Source organism: Pseudomonas gessardii, from assembly GCF_001983165.1.
In the GTDB taxonomy this organism is placed as follows: Bacteria; Pseudomonadota; Gammaproteobacteria; order Pseudomonadales; family Pseudomonadaceae; genus Aquipseudomonas; species Aquipseudomonas gessardii.
In genome coordinates this window covers 51,602-68,620 of sequence record NZ_MNPU01000019.1, presented here as the reverse complement: position 1 = coordinate 68,620, position 17,019 = coordinate 51,602, and the positions used below count along the sequence as shown (strand labels likewise).

The 17,019-nt window shown below is 63.6% G+C and carries 20 protein-coding genes; 6 read left to right on the top strand and 14 right to left on the bottom strand.

Annotated elements, in window-relative coordinates:
- Positions 1-20 precede the first annotated feature (20 nt).
- The 11 genes from BLL38_RS15185 to nirS form a co-directional block, all read right to left on the bottom strand.
- Positions 21-1,481, bottom strand: coding sequence for a cytochrome D1 domain-containing protein (locus BLL38_RS15185; RefSeq protein ID WP_076963282.1), 1,461 nt, complete (start codon positions 1,479-1,481; stop codon positions 21-23).
- Entirely contained in the window at positions 1,478-2,311 is an 834-nt protein-coding gene (cobA, locus tag BLL38_RS15180) for a uroporphyrinogen-III C-methyltransferase (protein WP_076963281.1), read from the bottom strand. The genes BLL38_RS15185 and cobA overlap by 4 nt, the downstream gene beginning before the upstream one ends.
- Before the next feature lie 67 nt (positions 2,312-2,378).
- The gene (gene nirJ, locus BLL38_RS15175; RefSeq protein ID WP_076963280.1) at positions 2,379-3,557 is read right to left on the bottom strand and encodes a heme d1 biosynthesis radical SAM protein NirJ; all 1,179 of its coding nucleotides are present in this window, start codon (positions 3,555-3,557) and stop codon (positions 2,379-2,381) included.
- A 14-nt stretch (positions 3,558-3,571) separates the two neighbouring features.
- On the bottom strand, positions 3,572-4,090 hold the full coding sequence (gene ahbB, locus BLL38_RS15170) for a siroheme decarboxylase subunit beta (protein WP_076963279.1): 519 nt from the start codon (positions 4,088-4,090) through the stop codon (positions 3,572-3,574).
- Positions 4,065-4,508, bottom strand: a complete 444-nt coding sequence (locus BLL38_RS15165; protein ID WP_076963278.1) for an Lrp/AsnC family transcriptional regulator — start codon at positions 4,506-4,508, stop codon at positions 4,065-4,067. Before BLL38_RS15165 ends, ahbB (BLL38_RS15170) begins: the two co-directional genes overlap by 26 nt.
- On the bottom strand, positions 4,501-5,016 hold the full coding sequence (gene ahbB, locus BLL38_RS15160; RefSeq protein WP_076963277.1) for a siroheme decarboxylase subunit beta: 516 nt from the start codon (positions 5,014-5,016) through the stop codon (positions 4,501-4,503). The genes BLL38_RS15165 and ahbB (BLL38_RS15160) overlap by 8 nt, the downstream gene beginning before the upstream one ends.
- Positions 5,013-5,471, bottom strand: a complete 459-nt coding sequence (locus tag BLL38_RS15155) for an Lrp/AsnC family transcriptional regulator (RefSeq protein ID WP_076963276.1) — start codon at positions 5,469-5,471, stop codon at positions 5,013-5,015. The genes ahbB (BLL38_RS15160) and BLL38_RS15155 overlap by 4 nt, the downstream gene beginning before the upstream one ends.
- 1 nt (position 5,472) lies before the next feature.
- Positions 5,473-6,645, bottom strand: coding sequence for a cytochrome D1 domain-containing protein (locus BLL38_RS15150; protein WP_076963275.1), 1,173 nt, complete (start codon positions 6,643-6,645; stop codon positions 5,473-5,475).
- Positions 6,642-6,968 (bottom strand): c-type cytochrome, encoded by a 327-nt coding sequence (locus BLL38_RS15145; RefSeq protein WP_090412681.1) that lies wholly within the window; start codon positions 6,966-6,968, stop codon positions 6,642-6,644. The genes BLL38_RS15150 and BLL38_RS15145 overlap by 4 nt, the downstream gene beginning before the upstream one ends.
- 16 nt (positions 6,969-6,984) lie before the next feature.
- On the bottom strand, positions 6,985-7,299 hold the full coding sequence (locus BLL38_RS15140; protein ID WP_076963274.1) for a c-type cytochrome: 315 nt from the start codon (positions 7,297-7,299) through the stop codon (positions 6,985-6,987).
- A 24-nt stretch (positions 7,300-7,323) separates the two neighbouring features.
- Entirely contained in the window at positions 7,324-8,988 is a 1,665-nt protein-coding gene (gene nirS / locus BLL38_RS15135; RefSeq protein WP_076963273.1) for a nitrite reductase, read from the bottom strand.
- 188 nt (positions 8,989-9,176) lie between these two features.
- On the opposite strand from nirS, the gene BLL38_RS15130 reads away from it, so the two are divergent.
- From BLL38_RS15130 to BLL38_RS15105, 6 genes are all read left to right on the top strand, one after another.
- A complete protein-coding gene (locus BLL38_RS15130; protein ID WP_076963272.1) occupies positions 9,177-9,953 on the top strand; it encodes a CbbQ/NirQ/NorQ/GpvN family protein in 777 nt (258 codons plus the stop codon).
- Positions 9,937-10,503: a cytochrome c oxidase subunit 3 gene (locus tag BLL38_RS15125; RefSeq protein WP_076963271.1), complete on the top strand. Its 567-nt coding sequence runs from the start codon at positions 9,937-9,939 to the stop codon at positions 10,501-10,503. Before BLL38_RS15130 ends, BLL38_RS15125 begins: the two co-directional genes overlap by 17 nt.
- A 2-nt stretch (positions 10,504-10,505) precedes the next feature.
- Complete coding sequence (locus BLL38_RS15120) at positions 10,506-10,721, top strand: cytochrome C oxidase subunit IV family protein (protein ID WP_076963270.1); 216 nt, start codon at positions 10,506-10,508, stop codon at positions 10,719-10,721.
- 107 nt (positions 10,722-10,828) lie between these two features.
- Positions 10,829-11,347, top strand: a complete 519-nt coding sequence (locus BLL38_RS15115) for a sigma-70 family RNA polymerase sigma factor (RefSeq protein ID WP_076963269.1) — start codon at positions 10,829-10,831, stop codon at positions 11,345-11,347.
- The gene (locus BLL38_RS15110) at positions 11,344-12,279 is read left to right on the top strand and encodes a FecR domain-containing protein (protein ID WP_076963268.1); all 936 of its coding nucleotides are present in this window, start codon (positions 11,344-11,346) and stop codon (positions 12,277-12,279) included. The genes BLL38_RS15115 and BLL38_RS15110 overlap by 4 nt, the downstream gene beginning before the upstream one ends.
- A 222-nt stretch (positions 12,280-12,501) precedes the next feature.
- Complete coding sequence (locus BLL38_RS15105; RefSeq protein WP_076963267.1) at positions 12,502-14,892, top strand: TonB-dependent receptor; 2,391 nt, start codon at positions 12,502-12,504, stop codon at positions 14,890-14,892.
- A gap of 20 nt (positions 14,893-14,912) precedes the next feature.
- Here BLL38_RS15105 and sctU read toward each other — a convergent pair whose 3' ends face one another.
- From sctU to sctS, 3 genes are read right to left on the bottom strand one after another with little or no spacing between them, the layout of a single operon-like run.
- Positions 14,913-15,971 (bottom strand): type III secretion system export apparatus subunit SctU, encoded by a 1,059-nt coding sequence (gene sctU / locus BLL38_RS15100; protein WP_076963266.1) that lies wholly within the window; start codon positions 15,969-15,971, stop codon positions 14,913-14,915.
- Positions 15,968-16,756: a type III secretion system export apparatus subunit SctT gene (gene sctT / locus BLL38_RS15095; protein WP_076963265.1), complete on the bottom strand. Its 789-nt coding sequence runs from the start codon at positions 16,754-16,756 to the stop codon at positions 15,968-15,970. Before sctT ends, sctU begins: the two co-directional genes overlap by 4 nt.
- Positions 16,753-17,019, bottom strand: coding sequence for a type III secretion system export apparatus subunit SctS (sctS, locus tag BLL38_RS15090; RefSeq protein ID WP_076963264.1), 267 nt, complete (start codon positions 17,017-17,019; stop codon positions 16,753-16,755). Before sctS ends, sctT begins: the two co-directional genes overlap by 4 nt.

Here is a 17,019-nt window from a genome sequence, read left to right as displayed (position 1 = left end):
GAGCCGGCCGGGCTCCTGCATCAATGGGAAGTCCCTTCGGCAAACTCGATCTTGTTGCCCACGTTGTACTTGCCCGAAGGTTTGTTCATGGGCAGACGCTTGACCTCCTGCAACGTCTGGCTGTCATACACAATCAACGCGCCCTCGCGGTCCCAGATGCTCAACAGCAGATAACGCCCATCCTGGGTGAATTCCACATGCGCTGCGGTCTTGCCCGGCATGGGCCGCAGGGTATGGGCGATTTCCAGGGTCTGCTTGTCGATCAAGTGAATGGCATCATTGCCCGGCGCAAAAAACACATCACTCCACACATAGCGCGAGTGGCTGTGGCTGCGCATAAAGAACCCCGGTCCAAGGGTGGGAATCTCCTTGATCAGCTTCCAGGTCTTGAGGTCCAGCACCGAGATCTGCCCCTTGCTGATATTCGGCGTGGCAAACACCCACTGCCCGTTGCGTTGCCAGTAAGTCCCCGAGCCCAGGTGCGGCATGCCCGACAGCGCGATATCGGTGACCACTTTGCCGCTATCGAGGTCGATCACTTGCCCGCCACCGGCCTTGCGCGAGGTGGCGAGCAGTTGCCGGTAGTCGGGGGAAAAGGAAAAGTCATCGAGCACATCCTGGGCCTGGATGCGCCGGGGCTCGAAGTTCGGGGTAGGGGCCGCGTAGGACAACTCCCAGACCTCATTCACATCCTTGAGGGCGACGATAAAACTGTTGCGCGGCGGCGCGGTGTACACCGCGCTGACCCGCGAATGCGTCGGCAGGGTCTTGACCAGCGACAGGTCGCGCGCGTCCAGCACCACCAGGTTGCCTGGCAGGTAATTGCCCACCAGCACCCAGCGCCCGTCCTTGCTCACCGCCAGGTTGCGGGTATTGAGGCCGGCGCGGACCTCGGCGATCAGCTTGAGGTTGTGCAGGTCATACAGGCTGATCCAGCCATCGCGTGAGGCGAAGTACACAAAGCGCCCGTCCGGGGAGAACTTCGGCCCGCCATGCACGGCAAAGTGCGAGGCAAAACGGTCGAGCACTTCAAAGCGGTCGCCGTCGAGAATAGTGATGTGATGATCGCCGGACTCCACCACCACAAACAGGTTCAGCGGGTCGGCGTGGTGTTGCGGGGTACTCGGCAGTTGGCTGAGGTCGGCCAATTGGCGATGGCTGCTACGGATATCCTGTTCGTTCCAGGTCGCGGGCGTGGCGGGCGGCTGTTGCAGAAAACTCACCAGGCCGTCGATCTGTTGCGCCGTCAGCAGCGGGGCGAATGCCGCCATCTGGCTGGCCGGGCGGCCGTGTTCGATCACCTGGCGTATCTCGGCCGGCTTGATCCGCCCCAGGCTCTCGGGCAACAACGCCGGGCCGCTGCTGCCGACCCGGTTGACGCCATGGCAGCTCTGGCAGTGCTGCTGGTAATCGGCGGCGGCATCGGTTGCACCATGGGCGGCGCTGGCCCAGAGCAGCGGCACCAGCCACAGGCGTTTCATACCGCCACCCTGGATACCGCCAGGTGCGCGGGCGCGAGGCTGGCGGGGTAGTGCAGGGCGGCGTCGGCAAACAGCTCGACCACCTGCCCGATCACCGTCAAGGTCGGCACGCCGGGTTCGCACATCAATGCCAGGGCCGGCAGCAGGCGCAGGGTGCCGCGATGTACCTGCTGGTCGGCGCGGGCACCGTTGCAGATCAGCGCCGCCGGTGTATCGGCGGGCAGGCCGGCACCGATCAGGCGCTCGGCGATCATCGCCAGGTTCGACAGGCCCATGTAGAACACCAGGGTCTGGCTGCTGTCGGCGAGGCTGTCCCAGGGCAACTTCAATTCGCCGTCGCGCTGCAAATGCCCGGTGACGAAGCGGCACGAGTTGACCAGGTCACGGTGGGTCAGCGGGATACCCGCGTAGGCGCTGCAGCCGGAGGCCGCCGTGATGCCGGGCACCACCTGGCACGACACACCTTGGGCCAGCAGGTATTCCAGCTCTTCGGCACCGCGACCAAACACGAACGGGTCGCCCCCCTTGAGCCGCACCACCCGTTGGCCCTGCTGGGCCAGTTCGGCCAGCAGCTCGTTGATCTGTTCCTGGGGCAGGCTGTGATAGCCGCTGGCCTTGCCCACGTAATGCCGGGCACAGGTCAGTGGGATCAGGGTCAGCAGTTCGGCGCTGATCAGACGGTCGAACACCACCGCATCGGCCTGCATCAAAAGGCTCCAGGCGCGCAGGGTGAGCAGGCGCGGGTCGCCGGGGCCGGCGCCGACCAGGGCGACTTCGCCGGGGTGGAAGGGGCTGTGCAGCACGGAGGGTAACGCGTGGGATGAGTGCATGAGACTTCCTTGGTTCATCATCAGGTTGGCGGCCCCCGGTTGTGTCACCAGGTGGCCGGCCGGTGGTTCAGCGTGCCGAGCAAGGAATCAGGGTGGGTGGCGTTCGGGCGATTTCCGCGTCGCTGAGGTAGCAACCGGGGTCCGGGCCCCAGAGGTCGCCACCGGCCCAGGCGCGGGTGCGCGTGTTGCCGTTGCAGATGCCCAGCCAGCGGCACTCGGTGCAACGGCCACCGATCTGGCGTGGGTATTGGCGCAGGCGCAGCAGCAACGGGTCGGGGCGCTCCAGCCAGATCTCGCGAAACGAGGTATGGCGCACATTGCCCACCGAGTGTTGCCACCAGTACGTGTCCGGGTGCACTTCGCCGGTGTTGTCGATATTGGCGATGCCACTGCCCGAGGCATTGCCACCCCAGGCGTGCAGCAGGTGTTCGAGTTGCGGGTAGTGTTCCGGCAAGTGTTGGTGCACCCATTGCAGCAACAGCACGGCGTCGGCGTCGTTGTTGCCGCTGACAAAATCGCTGGCCACCCCGTTCTGGATGTCCTCCCAGGCCTGCTGGAAAATCATCAGCATGGCCTCGCGGCTCATCTGCTGGTGCGCATCCAGTTGCCGGCTGCGCTTGCCGCGCCCGCTGTAGTTGAGGTGCGAGAGGTAGAACTTCTGCACATCGTATTCACGCATCAAGGCCAGCAATTGCGGGAGTTGCGCGTGGTTTTCCTGGGTCAGGGTGGTGCGTAGGCCCACGCGGATACCGGCCTGGCGGCACAGGCTGATGGCATGCATCGAGCGCTCGAAACTGCCCTCGCTCTGGCGGAACGCATCATGGGTGGCCTTCAAGCCATCGATGCTGATGCCCACATAGTCAAAACGCGCCTCGGCGATCTGCTGGATATTGCCTTCATCGATCAGCGTGCCATTGCTCGACAGGGCGACAAAAAAGCCCTTGGCGCGGGCATAGGCGCTGAGTTGGAACAGGTCTTCGCGCAGCAAGGGCTCGCCGCCCGAGAGGATCAACACCTTGACTCCGGCCTCGTGCAGGTCATCGATCACCTTCAGTGCGGCCTCGGTGTCCAGCTCATCGCGGAACACGCTGTCGGCGCTGGTGGCATAGCAGTGCTTGCAGGTCAGGTTGCAGCGGCGCAACAGGTTCCAGATCACCACCGGCGCGCGCTGGCTGCCGGGTTTGGCGCTGCGTGGAGGCGGGCATTGGCCGGCCAGGGTGCGCAGGTAATGACTGATCCTAAGCATAAGAGGTTCCTTCTTCAGCGCGCATGTGCAGGAGCGAGGGGAGAGCTCAGGCGCAAGCCGGTTTTTTTCAGGATGCGACTGCTTACCAGCATCTCGTCCGCCCGGCTGGCATCGCCCAGCAAGAAGCGCAGGTGTTCGCGGTAACTGTCGATTTCTTCGCGGCTGCGACCATGGACCATGGCGAACAGGTTGTACGGCCAATCCGCGCGCCGGGGGCGGCGGTAGCAGTGGCTGACAAAGGGTTGGGCGCCGATCAGCTCGCCCAGGCGCGGCATCTGTTCATCGCACACATCCCACACGGTCATGCCGTTGTGGCGGTAGCCCAGGCGATAGTGATTGGGCACGGCAGCGATCCGGCGGATCGCGCCTTCACCCTGCAAGCGCTTGAGCAGGTCGAGGGTGGATTCGACGCTGATGCCCAATTGCTCGGCGAGCCAGGTCCAGGGGTCTTCCACCAGGGGCAGGCCGGTTTCGGTCAAATGGATCAGGCGCTGGGCCAGGGTTTCGTCAAACCGGGAAGTACAGACCGACATGGTAAGTGTGCTCCTTGGGCAGGTTAAGCACCTCAAGCCCGGTGATGGCGTGGATGTGTGACAGGGTCTGGTCGAGGTCGTCGCAGGTTGCGCAGGCCAGCACAAACCACATGTTCCAGGGATGCTCGCGGCGGTAGTTGTGGGCCACTTGCGGCAGGTCGTTGAGTTGCGCCGCGACCTGTTCAAAGCGGGCTTCGGGCACCGCCAGGGCGGCCAGGGTGAACGCGCCGCCCAGGCGCTCGATATCGAACATAGGCCCGAAGCGCGTCAGCACGCCGTCTTCGAGCAGCAGGTGCAGGCGGTCGAGCAGTTCGTCGGGCGTGCTGTGCAGCTCTGCGGCCACCGCCTGCCATGGGTGGCGCACCAGGGGTAAGCCCCGTTGCAGGCGGTTGATCAGTTGCCGGTCGAGTTCATCCATGGGCCCATACCTGTGACGGCGGCGGTGCGAAACGCCCGCCGCATTGCTTGAACATGCGCGTGCTGAACAGCAGGTGGTGGGGCAGGTCACTGAGCAGATGCTGTTGCAGCAGCTCCTCGACCTGTGCCTGTACCGCTTCGCGCTCACGACCATGGACCATGCAGAACAGGTTGTAGCGCCAGTGCGGCAAACGCCGTGGCCGCTGGTAGCACAGGGTGATGCCCGGCGCGTGGCCCAGGCGCTGGCCAACTTCATCGATCAGCGCATCGGGCACATCCAGCACCAGCATCGCATTGGCCACATAGCCCAGGGCGCGATGGTTTAGCACCAGGCCGACCCGACGGAACAGGCCCTGCTCCTGCCACTGTTGCATCTGCTGCAGCACTTGCAGGTGATGGGCGCCGATCTGCTCGGCGAGGTTTTCATAGGGCCGCGAAACGCGCGGCAGCCCGCGCTCCAGGCACTGGCGCAGGTCAAGCAATTGTTCATGGTTCAGCGGGGCGATCACGGATGGACTCCCAGGGCAAAACCCAGGTCGATGCGATAAGAGGTGAGCATGGGCAGGTCCAGGGGGATCAGGCCGGTGTCCTTTTCCAGCTCCTCCAGAATCTGTTCCAGATGACGGCGATTGGGCCCGGTCAGCACAAACCACAGGTTGTAGTGATGCTCGCGGGCGTAGTTATGATTGACCTCGGGGTAGCGGCTGATGCGCGCCGCCACCTGCTCCAGGCGCTCGGCGGGCACCGCCAGGGCGGCCAGGGTACTGGCGCCGGCGCGGCTGTGATCGAACACCGGCCCGACCCGCGACAGCGCGCCCGCCAGTTCCAGGCGTTGCAGGCAGGCCAGCAGCTCGCGCTCGCTGCAACCTAAGGTCTGGGCCATTTCCAGGTAAGGCTCGGCGCACAGCGGCATGCCGTGTTGATAGCGGTCGATCAGGCGTGCGGTCAGTTCATCCAGTTCCATCTCAGTACCCCATTTTTTGCGCGCGGCTGCTGAAGAAGATGCCGCTGGGGCTGTCGGCCGGCAGGGTCTTGAGCAAGGTCAAACGATAAGGATCCCAGACCTGCACCTGCTGGCCGTCGCGAACCGACAGCCACAGCTGCTCACCGCGCCCGGTGAATTCCATGTGCAGCACACCGGGGCCGGGGCGCAGGTTCGCGACCACCTGGTGGGTTTCAGTGTCGAGTACCTGCACCCGGTCGTTGTCCGGGTAGGCGAAGTTGACCCACAACTGGCGCCCGTCGGGCCGTGCGGTGACAAAAATCGGCTGGCCGGCCACGGCGATGGCAGCGGTCTGTTGCCAGGTGCGCGCGTCCATCACCAGCACCTGGTGGCGGCCCACGGCGGGCACGAAGGCCTGGTTGCTGGCCACGGCCCAGCCTTCCAGGTGCGGCATCTTGTACACCGGCAGTTTTGCCTGGCCGCGGCCGTAGTCGGCGAGCACGCGCTTGACCCCCAGCTCGGGGTGCCATAGGTCGAGCTGGGCCATGCCGTCCTCGCCAAACAACCCGGCCATGTAGTAACGGCCATCGGCGGTGATCAGCGCGTCATAGGGTTGGCGGCCAATGCCGGTGAAGCGGGTGATGGCCGGGGTGTTGCCCTGGCTGAAATCGGCGCTCCAGATCTCGTCGGTATCGAACAGGCTGAACACAAAGCGTTGCCCCGGCGCATCCACCAGGCCCACCACCCGCGAGCGCTTGCCATCGGCCAGGGGCGTGGCCGGGATATCGGCGACCTGTTGCAAGGTCGCGGCGTCGAACACCTTGACGCCGCCGGGCTGGTAGTTGGACACGGCAATCAGACGCCCATCCTGGCTGATCGCACCGCCGATGCTGTTGCCGCCCTGGATCAGGCGTTTGTCGATGCGCTGGGTCAGCAGATCGACCTTGGTCAGCCCGCCGTCACGGCCAAACAGGTAGGCGTAGCGCTGGTCCCGGGAAAATACCGCCGAGGCATGGGACAGGTCGCCCAGCCCCTCGACCCGGGCCAGGCGGGCCTGGTTGCTGCTGTCGATAATCAGCAGGCTGCCGCTGGCGCGTTCTATCACCAGGCCCAGGTCGCCGCTGCCGCGCAACGGTGGCTGGACACAAGCGGTGAGCAACAGGCCGGCAACGCAGGCAAGCAGGGGACGGATCATGGTGCGGGGGTTCCTTGCAGGAGGCGATCGACCAGCCAGGCAATATCGCCGGCATCGAGCAACGGCGCCCAGCCAGGCATCGCCAGGGCAGGGCGGCCATAGGTCACGGTGGCAATCAGGGTGTCGCGGGTTTGCCCGGCCAGGGCTTGCGGGGTCAGGGCCGGGCCCAGGCCGCCGGTCAGGTGCAGGCCGTGACAGGCGCCACAGTCCTGGGTCAACAGGTGTTCCAGCTGGACCTGGCGCGCTGGCGCCGGTGCTCCGTGCACCGGCGCGGGAATGAGGAAGAGCAGCGCCATGGCCGAACCGATCATCGAGACTTGCATGGCGTGCTCCTTGTGCTTATTTCAGGCTCAACACCCATTGGGCGAGGGTCAGGGCTTCGGCATCGGTGACGGGGTTGGCCGGCATCGGAATCGGCCCCCAGTTACCCTGGGTGCCGTTCTTGATACGGCCGGCCAGGGTTTTGTCTGCGTCCTTGACCCCGGCGTTCTTCGCCGCGACTTCCTTGAGCGCCGGCCCCACCATCTTGCTGTCGATGGTGTGGCAGGCCGCGCAGGGTTTGCTCTTGAACAGCGCTGCGCCATCGTCGGCGACAGCGGTGGGCAGGCTCAGTGCCGCGCCCAGGGCCACGAGTGCAAGCAGGATATTTTTCATTCGGTTGCCTCTTGTTGATGAAGCTCAATAGATATCGAATTGGGTGTTGTAAACGTTGAACTTGCCGGTCGGGGTAATCAGGCGCTTGTCCTTGATCACGTTCTTGAGCTTGAGGGTCTTGTCATCGACCACCACCAGCGCCGACTCCTCTTCCTGGCCGTTCCACACCGAGAACCACACTTCGTCGCCCGCCTTGTTGTATTCCGGCTGCACCACGCGCAGGGCGCCTTGCTTGATGCCCGACCACTGGGCAATCGGCAGCACGGTGTAGCCGGCGTCGAGCTTGTCGATATTGAACACGGCCACCGACTGGCTGAGCTTGGTGTCGGGGTTGAGGGTGGTGTCGACGTACAGGTGCCGCGAGTTGGGGTGGGTCTTGATAAACAGCGAGCCACCGCCCTGGCCATTGAGCGAGGTCACTTGTTTCCAGGCGTATTGCGGGTGCTTGACCGGGTCGGTGCCGATCACCGAAACCCCACCGTCACCCAAGTGGCTGGTGGCCCATACCGGACCGTATTGCGGGTGCACAAAGTTGGCGCCACGGCCAGGGTGCGGGGTCTTGCCCACATCCACCAGGGCGGTGAGCTTGCGCTCCTTGGAGTCGATCACCGCCACCTTGTTGGAGTTGTTCGCCGCCGTCATGAAGTAGCGATGGGTGCTGTCCCAACCACCGTCATGCAGGAACGGCGCGGCGTCGATGGTGGTGATGGTGAGGTTCTTGATGTCCTGGTAATTGACCAGCATCACCTTGCCGGTTTCCTTGACGTTGACGATGAACTCCGGCCATTCGTGGGAGGCGATGATCGCTGCCACACGCGGTTCCGGGTGGTACTCCTGTTTGTCCACGGTCATGCCGCGGGTCGAGACGATCTGCTTGGGCTCCAGGGTCTCGCCGTCCATGATGGTGAACTGCGGCGGCCAGTAGGAACCGGCAATCGCGTACTTGTCTTCATAGCCCTTGAACTTGGAGGTCTCCACCGAGCGGGCTTCGATGCCCACCTTGATCTCGGCGACTTTGGTCGGCTCGGCGGGCCACAGGTCGATCATGTCGATCTTGGCGTCACGGCCGATCACCAGCAGGTAGCGGCCCGAAGCGGAAATCCGTGAGATATGCACGGCGTAGCCGGTGTCGATCAGCTTGACGATTTTCTTGCTGTCGCCGTCGATCAGGGCGATTTTGCCGTCGTCACGCAGGGTCACGGAGAACAGGTTTTCCAGGTTCAGCGTGTTGAGTTGCTTCTTCGGACGGTCTTCGGGTTTGACCAGCACCTTCCAGGTCTTGAGCGTCTCGGCCATGCCCCATTCCGGTGGCGTCGGCGCGGTGTGCTGGATGAAGGTGGCCATGCTGGTGATCTGCGCCTTGGTCAGCGCATTGGAGGTGCCCCAGTTCGGCATGCCGGCGGGGGAGCCGTAGGTGATCAAGGCTTCCAGGTACGCCTGGCCCCGGGCCTGGGTGATGTCCGGGGTCAGCGGTTTGCCGGTGGCGCCTTTGCGCAACACCCCGTGGCAGCCGGCGCAGCGCTCGAAGTAGATCTGCTTCGAGGCATCGAACTCGGCCTGGCTCAAATCGGGGGCGCCGGGGCTTTTGACCATGGCCGCCGCGAAGGCCTGGGTTGAGAGGGCCAGGGCCAGCGCGCAGCTGAGCCTGGCCAGCGTCAGTACGTAGGGTGTTTTGTTGCGAGTCAGCATTCCATATCTCCTCAGGCAAGACCTTTGCGATCCGGGTAGAGCGCAGGTTCTTAGTGCCAGCAGAGACTATGTCGCGGCGGGTGGATGACCGCTTGACGGCGATCAAGTTTGCCTTGAGTACGGCTTGCCAGGTTGTCGCAGGCCCCCGTAGCGTGGCCGTCAAACCCGTTGTCCATGCAAGGTGCCCCATGAGCGAACCCTTCTACCAAGCCGTCAATAACGAACACGAGCTGTTCGAGCACGCCTGGCGCCACCGCATGCCGGTGCTGATCAAGGGCCCGACCGGCTGCGGCAAGACCCGCTTTGTGCAGCACATGGCCCACCGCCTGCAATTGCCGCTGTACACCGTGGCCTGCCACGACGACCTCAGCGCCGCCGACCTGATCGGCCGTCACCTGATCGGCGCCCAGGGCACCTGGTGGCAGGACGGCCCGCTGACCCGCGCGGTGCGTGAGGGGGGCATCTGCTACCTGGACGAAGTGGTCGAGGCCCGCCAGGACACGGCCGTGGTCCTGCACCCGGTGGCCGACGACCGTCGCGAGCTGTTCCTGGAGCGCACCGGCGAAGTGCTCAAGGCGCCGCCGTCATTTATGTTGGTTGTGTCCTACAACCCCGGTTACCAGAACCTGCTCAAGGGCATGAAACCCAGCACCCGCCAGCGTTTTGTGGCGATGCGCTTTTGCTATCCCGCGACAGTGGAAGAAGAGCGCATCGTCGCCCGCGAAGCCCAGGTGGACAGCGCCTTGGCGGCCCAGGTGGTGCGCCTGGGGCAGGCCTTGCGCCGGCTTGACCAACATGACCTGGAAGAGGTGGCGTCCACCCGCTTGCTGATCTTCACCGCCCGCCTGATCGCCGCCGGCATGCCCCCGCGCCAAGCCTGCCTGGCCTGCCTGGCCGAAGCGCTGAGCGACGACCCGCAAACCGTCGCGGCGCTGATGGACGTGGTTGATGTTCACTTCAGTTGAACGGCGGCTGCCGGGTGACCTGGCGATGTGGTTGTTCATCCTCGCCGAACTCTCGGTGTTCGCGATCCTGATCCTCGCCTTTGCGGTGACCCAGGCACTACGGCCCGAGGTCTTTGCCGAAGGCCGCGCACAGCTGGACACCTCCACCGGCCTGGCCATGACCCTGAGCCTGCTGACCGCCGGCCTGTTGGCGGCGTTGGCACAGCAACAGGCACTTGCCGGCCACCCACGGCGGGCGGGCGGGTTGTTGGCGCTGGGGCTGTCGGTGGCGATGGGGTATGTGTGGATCAAACTCGGCGAGTACGGGCACCTGGCCGCTGCCGGGCTGGGCCTGGAGCACAGCACATTCTTTACCCTGTACTGGATTCTGACCGGGTTTCATTTTTTGCATGTGCTGCTGGGGATGGTGATCCTGGCGTGGTTGGGCTTGCGCTGCTGGCGTGGAGCTTATGGGCCGGGGCGCCAGGCGGGGTTGGAGTCCGGGGTGTTGTATTGGCATATGGTGGATCTGGTGTGGGTCGTACTGTTTCCGTTGGTGTACGTGTTGTGACGATGCTGGCGTGCTGGGCCGCGTTGGTGCTGCTGAGCGTGGGCACCGTCATGTCCGGCGCTGCGGGGTGGTGGTGGATCGTGCTGCTGGCAGCGGTGACCAAGGCCTGGGTGATTGCCGATGGGTTTATGGAACTGCGGCATGCGCCCTGGGGATGGCGCGCGGCGATGTGGGCGTGGCCGGTGGTGTTGGAAGGGGGGATTGTGGTGATGCGTTGAGGCGCTCCACCCGTCTATCCGGCAAAAAGAACATGGTGCCGCGCAGGGATATTAAATAGAATGAATCTCATTTGAGATTCACTCGCGCCGCCCAGGGTTCGCTTGCCATGACTGATGCTGTATCGCCAACGACCACCGCCGAACCCAGCCTGAGCACCTTGTACCGCGACCACCGCAGTTGGCTGGAAAGCTGGCTGCATCGGCGCCTGGGCAATGCCTGGGATGCCGCCGACCTGAGCCAGGACACCTTCCTGCGGGTGCTGGCCAGCGCCCAGCCGGTAGCGCAATTGCAGGAACCACGGGCCTATCTGGTGACGGTGGGCAAGCGCTTGCTGGTCAATTTTCATCAACGCCGCAGCCTGGAGCAGGCCTATCTGAATGCCCTGGCATGCCTGCCTGAAGCATGCGTGCCCTCGCCGGAGCAGCGCTGGTTGATGCTGGAAACCCTGCAGGCCCTGGATGAATTGCTCGACGGCCTGGCGCCGGTGGTGCGCCGGGCGTTTCTCTGGAGCCAGCTCGAAGGCCTGGGCTACCGGGAGATTGCCGAGCGCCTCAAGGTCTCGCAGCGCACGGTCAAGCGCTATATGGCCCAGGCCTACGAGCATTGCCTGTTGGTGGAACTGTGAGCCGTACCCCAGCGGATGTGGCGCGGGCCGCGGCGCACTGGCTGGCGCTGTTGGAGTCCGGCACCGCTGGCGAGCGCGACCACACCGACTTGCAGCAATGGCGCGACAGCCACCCCCAGCACGAACAGGCCTGGCAAAAGGCGCAACTGCTGCGCCAGCGCTTTGCCGACCTGCCGGCCTCCCTGGCCATGGCCAGCCTCGACCGCCCGCAACCGGGCCGGCGTGCCGTGCTCAAGCGCGCCCTGGGCGTGGCGGCACTGGTGCCGGCGGCCTGGCTGCTCAGTCGCCAGCTCCCCCTCGACGTATGGCGTGCTGACCTGCACACCGCTACCGGCGAGCGCAAACGTGTGCCATTGGCCGATGGCAGCGTCCTGCAACTGAACACTGCCAGTGCCGTGGATGTGGACCTCGCCCGGCGACGCCTGACCCTGGTCGATGGGGAAATGGCGCTGAACGTGCCAGGGACGGCGGCGCTGACGGTTCACACCCGTTATGGCCAGGTTATCGCCAGCCAGGCTGAGGTTTGTGTGCGTCAGTGGGCAAACGCTTGCCTGGTGTCGGTGCTCAAGGGCCAGGTCCACGTGCTCGATGGGGCTGGGCGTAGCGCCCGGGTCCAAAGCGGGCAACAGATACGCCTACAGCCCACAGGGCTGGGCGTACCAATGCCATTCGACGTGCTGCAACCGGGCTGGCGCGACGGGGTACTGACCGCGCAGAACCAGGGGCTGGGTGATTTCCTGCGTGAGCTGGACCGCTATCGCCCGGGCGTCCTGCGCTGGGATCCGAGCCTGGAAGGCTTGCGCGTCACCGGCAGTTTCCGCCTGGACGACACCGACCGCATCCTCAGCCTGCTGGCCACCACCCATGGGCTGCAGGTGCAGTTTCGCACGCGGTATTGGGTCACGCTGGCACCGCGTAGACCCCTGGCTTGACCACGATTTAATTGTTGATGCAGATCCAATGTGGGAGCGGGCTTGCTCGCGAAGGCGCAGGGTCAGCCAACTCATTTATGTCTGATACACCGCTATCGCGAGCAAGCCCGCTCCCACACAAGCCCGCCCCACAGGGGATTCCACAGGTTTTGCAATCCCGTGTCCCCTTTTTTCGGCTCGCCTGTCATCCAAGGCAAGTGAACGAAAACAGAGAGCCTTTTAATGCCCGTCGTCCCGCCATCGTTGTTGCGCCTGAGTTTGCTGCTGAGCCTGAGTGCCAGCCCGTTGTTGATTCCTGTGAGCTGGGCCGAGGACGCGGCCCGACGCAGTTATCAGGTGCCCGCCGGCAGCCTGGGCAGTGCCTTGACTCGCTTTGCCGGGCTGGCCGGGGTCAATCTGTCGGTCGATCCGGCCCTGGTCAGCGGCCGCCAAAGCGCCGGGGTCTGGGGTGAGTTTGCCGTCGAGGAAGGCTTCGCGCGCCTGCTGCAAGGCTCGGGCCTGCAATTGCAGGCGGTGGGGGAGCGCGCCTACACCCTGATCCCCGCGCCACAGGGCGGTGTCTACCAGTTACCGGCCACCTCGATTCTCGGGGCGGCGGCCACACCGGTCGCCGAAACCTACGCCGGTGACCAGGTCACACGCAAAGGTGCCCAGGGTATGCTCGGCGACGGCGATTTTATGGATACGCCGTTCAACCTCACCTCCTATACCGCCAAGGCGGTGAAAAACCTACAGGCGCGCACCCTCGGCGAGATGGTTGCCAGCGACCCTTCGGTACGCATCACCAACCCGGCCGGTGGGCGTTTCGAGCAGTTCTCGGTGCGCGGGTTCAGCCTGTTCAACAGCGACGTGTCCTACGGCGGCCTGTATGGCGTGTTGCCGACCTACGCCATCGACATGGAAATGGTCGAGCGCGTCGATATCCTCAAGGGCCCCGGCGCCTTGCTCGGCGGCATCGCGCCTCGGGGCAGCATCGGTGGCGGGATCAATATCGAGCCCAAGCGCGCCGCCGACACACCGCTCAGCGAGTTCACCGGCAGCTATGCCTCGGCCGGGCAGTTCGGCGGTGCGGTGGATATTGGCCGGCGGTTTGGCGATGAGCAGCAGTTTGGCGTGCGCTTCAATGGCGTGAAGCAAGCCGGCGATACCGAGTGGGATCACCAGGAGGTGGACCGCGAAATGACCGTGATCGGCCTCGATTATCGCCAGGAGCGGCTGCGTCTGTCCCTCGACCTTGGGCGCCAGGAGCGCACTGCCGATGCACCCCAGGAGCGCGTGGAAGTCGCCAAGGGCAGCGTGATGCCCAAGGCCCGCGACATCCGCGACAACTTCGCCCAGTCCTGGACCTACTCCCATACCAAGGACACCTTTGGTGCGGTGCGTGGTGAGTTCGATGTCAGCGATTCACTGATGGTCTATGCCGCCGCCGGCGCACGCAAAGGCAACTACGACTTCCTGCGTCATGGCGTGCAGGCAACCCAGAGCAATGGCGACTTCACCGTGGTGCCGCGCAGTTTCCGCCGTGACGAAGACGTCAAGACCGTCACCGTCGGCGCGCGCAGTTGGTTCGAGACCGGCCCCGTAGGGCATACCCTCAATGTCAGCCTCAATCAGTTCAATATGGATTTCGACAATGCCGGCGAACGTTACACCCCCGGCAAGAGCAACCTCTACAACCCGGTAGTCTTGCCCCACCCAGGCCAGGCCGTGCGCTGGGACACCAGCACCCACACCGAAAACCGCTTCACCAGCCTGGCCCTGGCCGACACCCTGGCGTTCTTCGATGAACAGGTGCTGCTGACCCTTGGCGCGCGCCTGCAAAAGGTCCAGGTCACCTCCTGGAGCAATGGCATCAAGGATCAGCCGGAGTACGACGAACAAGCGACCTCGCCAGCCCTGGGCCTGGTGGTGAAAGTCACCGACCAGTTGTCGCTGTACACCAACTACATGGAAGGCCTGAGCCAGGGCGAGACCGCGCCGTCGAGTGGGGTGCGCAATGAAAACGCGATCTTCCCGCCGACCAAGAGCAAGCAGGTGGAAGTCGGCGCCAAGTACGACATGGGCAGTTTTGGCCTGACTGCCAGTGTGTTCCAGATCAAGCAGCCGGCCTATGGCATCGACAGCCAGGGATTCTTCAAACCCAATGGCCAACTGCGCAACCAGGGCGTTGAGCTGAACATGTTTGGCGAGCCGCTGGCCGGCGTGCGCCTGCTGGGCGGGGTGATGCTGCTCGACAGCGAGCAGACCAAGACTGCCCAGGGGCTCACGGATGGCAAGCGCGGCACCGGCGCGCCGATCGCCAATGTCAACCTGGGTGCCGAATGGGATGTGCCACGCCTGCAAGGCCTGACCCTGACCGCCCGCGCGATCCACACCGGCGCGCAGTACCTGGATGCGGCCAACCAGCAGAAAATCGACAACTGGGAACGCTATGACCTGGGCGCGCGCTACACCTTCAAGGTCAAGGAAAACCCGGTGACCCTGCGGGCCACTGTGGAGAACGTGCTGGATACCACGTATTGGGCCTCGGCCGCGACCTCCAGCGACAGTGCGCCAGGCCTGACCCTGTCTACGCCGCGTACGTGGCTGGTATCGGCTACCGTCGGCTTCTGAAAGCTTCCCAGGGCGCCGGCTTACAGCACTGAGGGTGGTATCTGTTGCTGGCTGTCGAGCCAGCGCAGAACCTCGGCGGTGGTTTGAATCAGGTCGGCGGGAATGTACTGGTCGACATGGCCATCCTGATACAACGCCCGAGCCAAGGGGACACGCTGCAACACCGGGATGCCTTCTTCCTCGGCAATACGACGCACTTGCAGGGCCAGGGCCTCGGTGTGTTTCAAGGTGACGACGGGCAAGGGCGTCTCGCCCTTCACGTAGCGAAGGCCAATTGCAATGTGGGTGGGGTTGGCGACAATCACCGAGGAGCGTTTGACGTCTGCGCGCAGGTTGCTTGACTGCAACTCCTGATGAAACTGACGTCGTTTGCTTTTGATCTCTGGGCTGCCTTCCATCTCTTTGTATTCGCGTTTGATTTCGTCCTTGCTCATGCGCAACTGCTTGTTGTGCTCGTAGCGCTCGAAGGCATAGTCGAGCGCCGAGATCACCACAAACCCCACGCCGCAAATCAGCATCAACTGGCCAAGCAATAAACCGATCACCGGTGCAATGCAACTCAGTCCGCAGGCGGGCAGCCTGATCAGGGTGTCCAGGTTGCCGGCCAGGGTTGTCCAGACCAGCACCGACAACAGGGTCACCTTGATGAGCGACTTGAGGAAGTCGACAAGGCTGCGGATCGAGAAGATCTTCTTGGCGCCCTCTATCGGATTGATCTTTTTCAGGTCGGGCATGATCGACTCGCCGCTGAGCAGAAAGCCGTACTGCAACAGGTGGGCGGCGATGACGGCCAATGCGGCAACGACCAAGAATGGCAGGCAGAGGTAGACCATTTCCTGGAACAGGTTTTCCACCATTAACTGCAGGGCCAGCCCGAACGGCAGGTTGAGATACGACTCGGGCATCAGCATCAGTTGCCCGAGGTGCTCCATGTAGTAATCGCTGAAGCTGGCGAGCGTGGCAATCAGAGCCAGAATCAGCACCGTGGACACCACTTCCTTGCTTTTGACCACCTGGCCTTTGGCTCGCGCATCGCGGAGCTTCTTCGGCGTGGGCTGTTCACTTTTTTCGGCGCTCATGGCGTTTCCAGCACTGGGCGTAGATGACGGAGCGGGTCGATGGCGATCAGCAAGCTGTCATAGGCGTGCGCCATCAACACGTTCAGGTAAATCACCAACAACAGACTGGCGACGATACTTTTGATCGGCATGGCGAGGATGAACACATTCAAGGACGGGGCAAAGCGACTGATCAGGGCCAGGCCGAACTCGGCCAGGAACATGGCGATCAGCAGCGGAGCCGCCAACAACAGGCACAGGCGTAGCAGTTGCGAAAACTGGGCGTAGAAAAAGTCCACCCACTGGCTGCCGATATAGGGAAAGAAGGTTGCGACCGGCCAACTGACGTAGCTCTGGAACAGTGCCCCGATCAACGTCAGAAACGCGCCACCGGTAAAAAACAGGGTGATCATGGTTTGTGTCAGCAACAAGCCGGTAGGGCTGGTCTGGCTGCCCAATGTGGGGTTGAGCGTAGAGGCGATGGAGGCGCCGCGCTGGTTGTCAATGATGAACCCGGTGGCCTCGATGGCCCAGAACGGGATCGTGGCGACAAACCCGATCAGCAGGCCGAGCAAGACTTCCTTGCCGATCAGCATGGCCAGGTCTATGCCGTTAAGTGTCATTGGCAGCGTGCCGGCGACTGTCGGGTAGGCAAACAAGGCGAGCGAACAGGCCACGCCGTTACGAACCAGGCCACCCCCGAGCATTTGTTTGCTCAGAATTGGCATGACCACAAAACAACTGATGATTCTGGGCAGCAGTAGGGTGTATGCCAACAGGAGTTGTTGCAGATCCTGAATGCTCATCGCACGAGAGGAATCTTGAGCAGGGTCAATTCGGCAAATGCGTAGAGTTCGTTACCCATCCATCCCGCCGTGGCAAACAGGGTAATGACAACGGCGATCAGCTTGGCGACAAAGCCCAGGGTCTGCTCCTGAATTTGGGTCAGTGCTTGTACCAGTGACACCAGCGTGCCGACGGCGGCCGCCATGAGCACGGTGGGCATGGACAGAATCAGGACCAGCCACAGGCTCTGGCTGGTGAAATGGAGGATTTCGGCGTTATTCAC

Coding starts and splice junctions, on each gene's coding strand:
- BLL38_RS15150 (WP_076963275.1), bottom strand. CDS start 6,645: ATGATCCGTCCCCTGCTTGCCTGCGTTGCCGGCCTGTTGCTCACCGCT.
- BLL38_RS15115 (WP_076963269.1), top strand. CDS start 10,829: ATGACTGATGCTGTATCGCCAACGACCACCGCCGAACCCAGCCTGAGC.
- sctT (WP_076963265.1), bottom strand. CDS start 16,756: ATGAGCATTCAGGATCTGCAACAACTCCTGTTGGCATACACCCTACTG.
- nirS (WP_076963273.1), bottom strand. CDS start 8,988: ATGCTGACTCGCAACAAAACACCCTACGTACTGACGCTGGCCAGGCTC.
- ahbB (WP_076963279.1), bottom strand. CDS start 4,090: ATGTCGGTCTGTACTTCCCGGTTTGACGAAACCCTGGCCCAGCGCCTG.
- BLL38_RS15165 (WP_076963278.1), bottom strand. CDS start 4,508: ATGGATGAACTCGACCGGCAACTGATCAACCGCCTGCAACGGGGCTTA.
- BLL38_RS15140 (WP_076963274.1), bottom strand. CDS start 7,299: ATGAAAAATATCCTGCTTGCACTCGTGGCCCTGGGCGCGGCACTGAGC.
- BLL38_RS15155 (WP_076963276.1), bottom strand. CDS start 5,471: ATGGAACTGGATGAACTGACCGCACGCCTGATCGACCGCTATCAACAC.
- sctU (WP_076963266.1), bottom strand. CDS start 15,971: ATGAGCGCCGAAAAAAGTGAACAGCCCACGCCGAAGAAGCTCCGCGAT.
- BLL38_RS15105 (WP_076963267.1), top strand. CDS start 12,502: ATGCCCGTCGTCCCGCCATCGTTGTTGCGCCTGAGTTTGCTGCTGAGC.
- BLL38_RS15145 (WP_090412681.1), bottom strand. CDS start 6,968: ATGCAAGTCTCGATGATCGGTTCGGCCATGGCGCTGCTCTTCCTCATT.
- BLL38_RS15125 (WP_076963271.1), top strand. CDS start 9,937: ATGTTCACTTCAGTTGAACGGCGGCTGCCGGGTGACCTGGCGATGTGG.
- cobA (WP_076963281.1), bottom strand. CDS start 2,311: ATGCACTCATCCCACGCGTTACCCTCCGTGCTGCACAGCCCCTTCCAC.
- nirJ (WP_076963280.1), bottom strand. CDS start 3,557: ATGCTTAGGATCAGTCATTACCTGCGCACCCTGGCCGGCCAATGCCCG.
- BLL38_RS15130 (WP_076963272.1), top strand. CDS start 9,177: ATGAGCGAACCCTTCTACCAAGCCGTCAATAACGAACACGAGCTGTTC.
- BLL38_RS15185 (WP_076963282.1), bottom strand. CDS start 1,481: ATGAAACGCCTGTGGCTGGTGCCGCTGCTCTGGGCCAGCGCCGCCCAT.
- BLL38_RS15120 (WP_076963270.1), top strand. CDS start 10,506: ATGCTGGCGTGCTGGGCCGCGTTGGTGCTGCTGAGCGTGGGCACCGTC.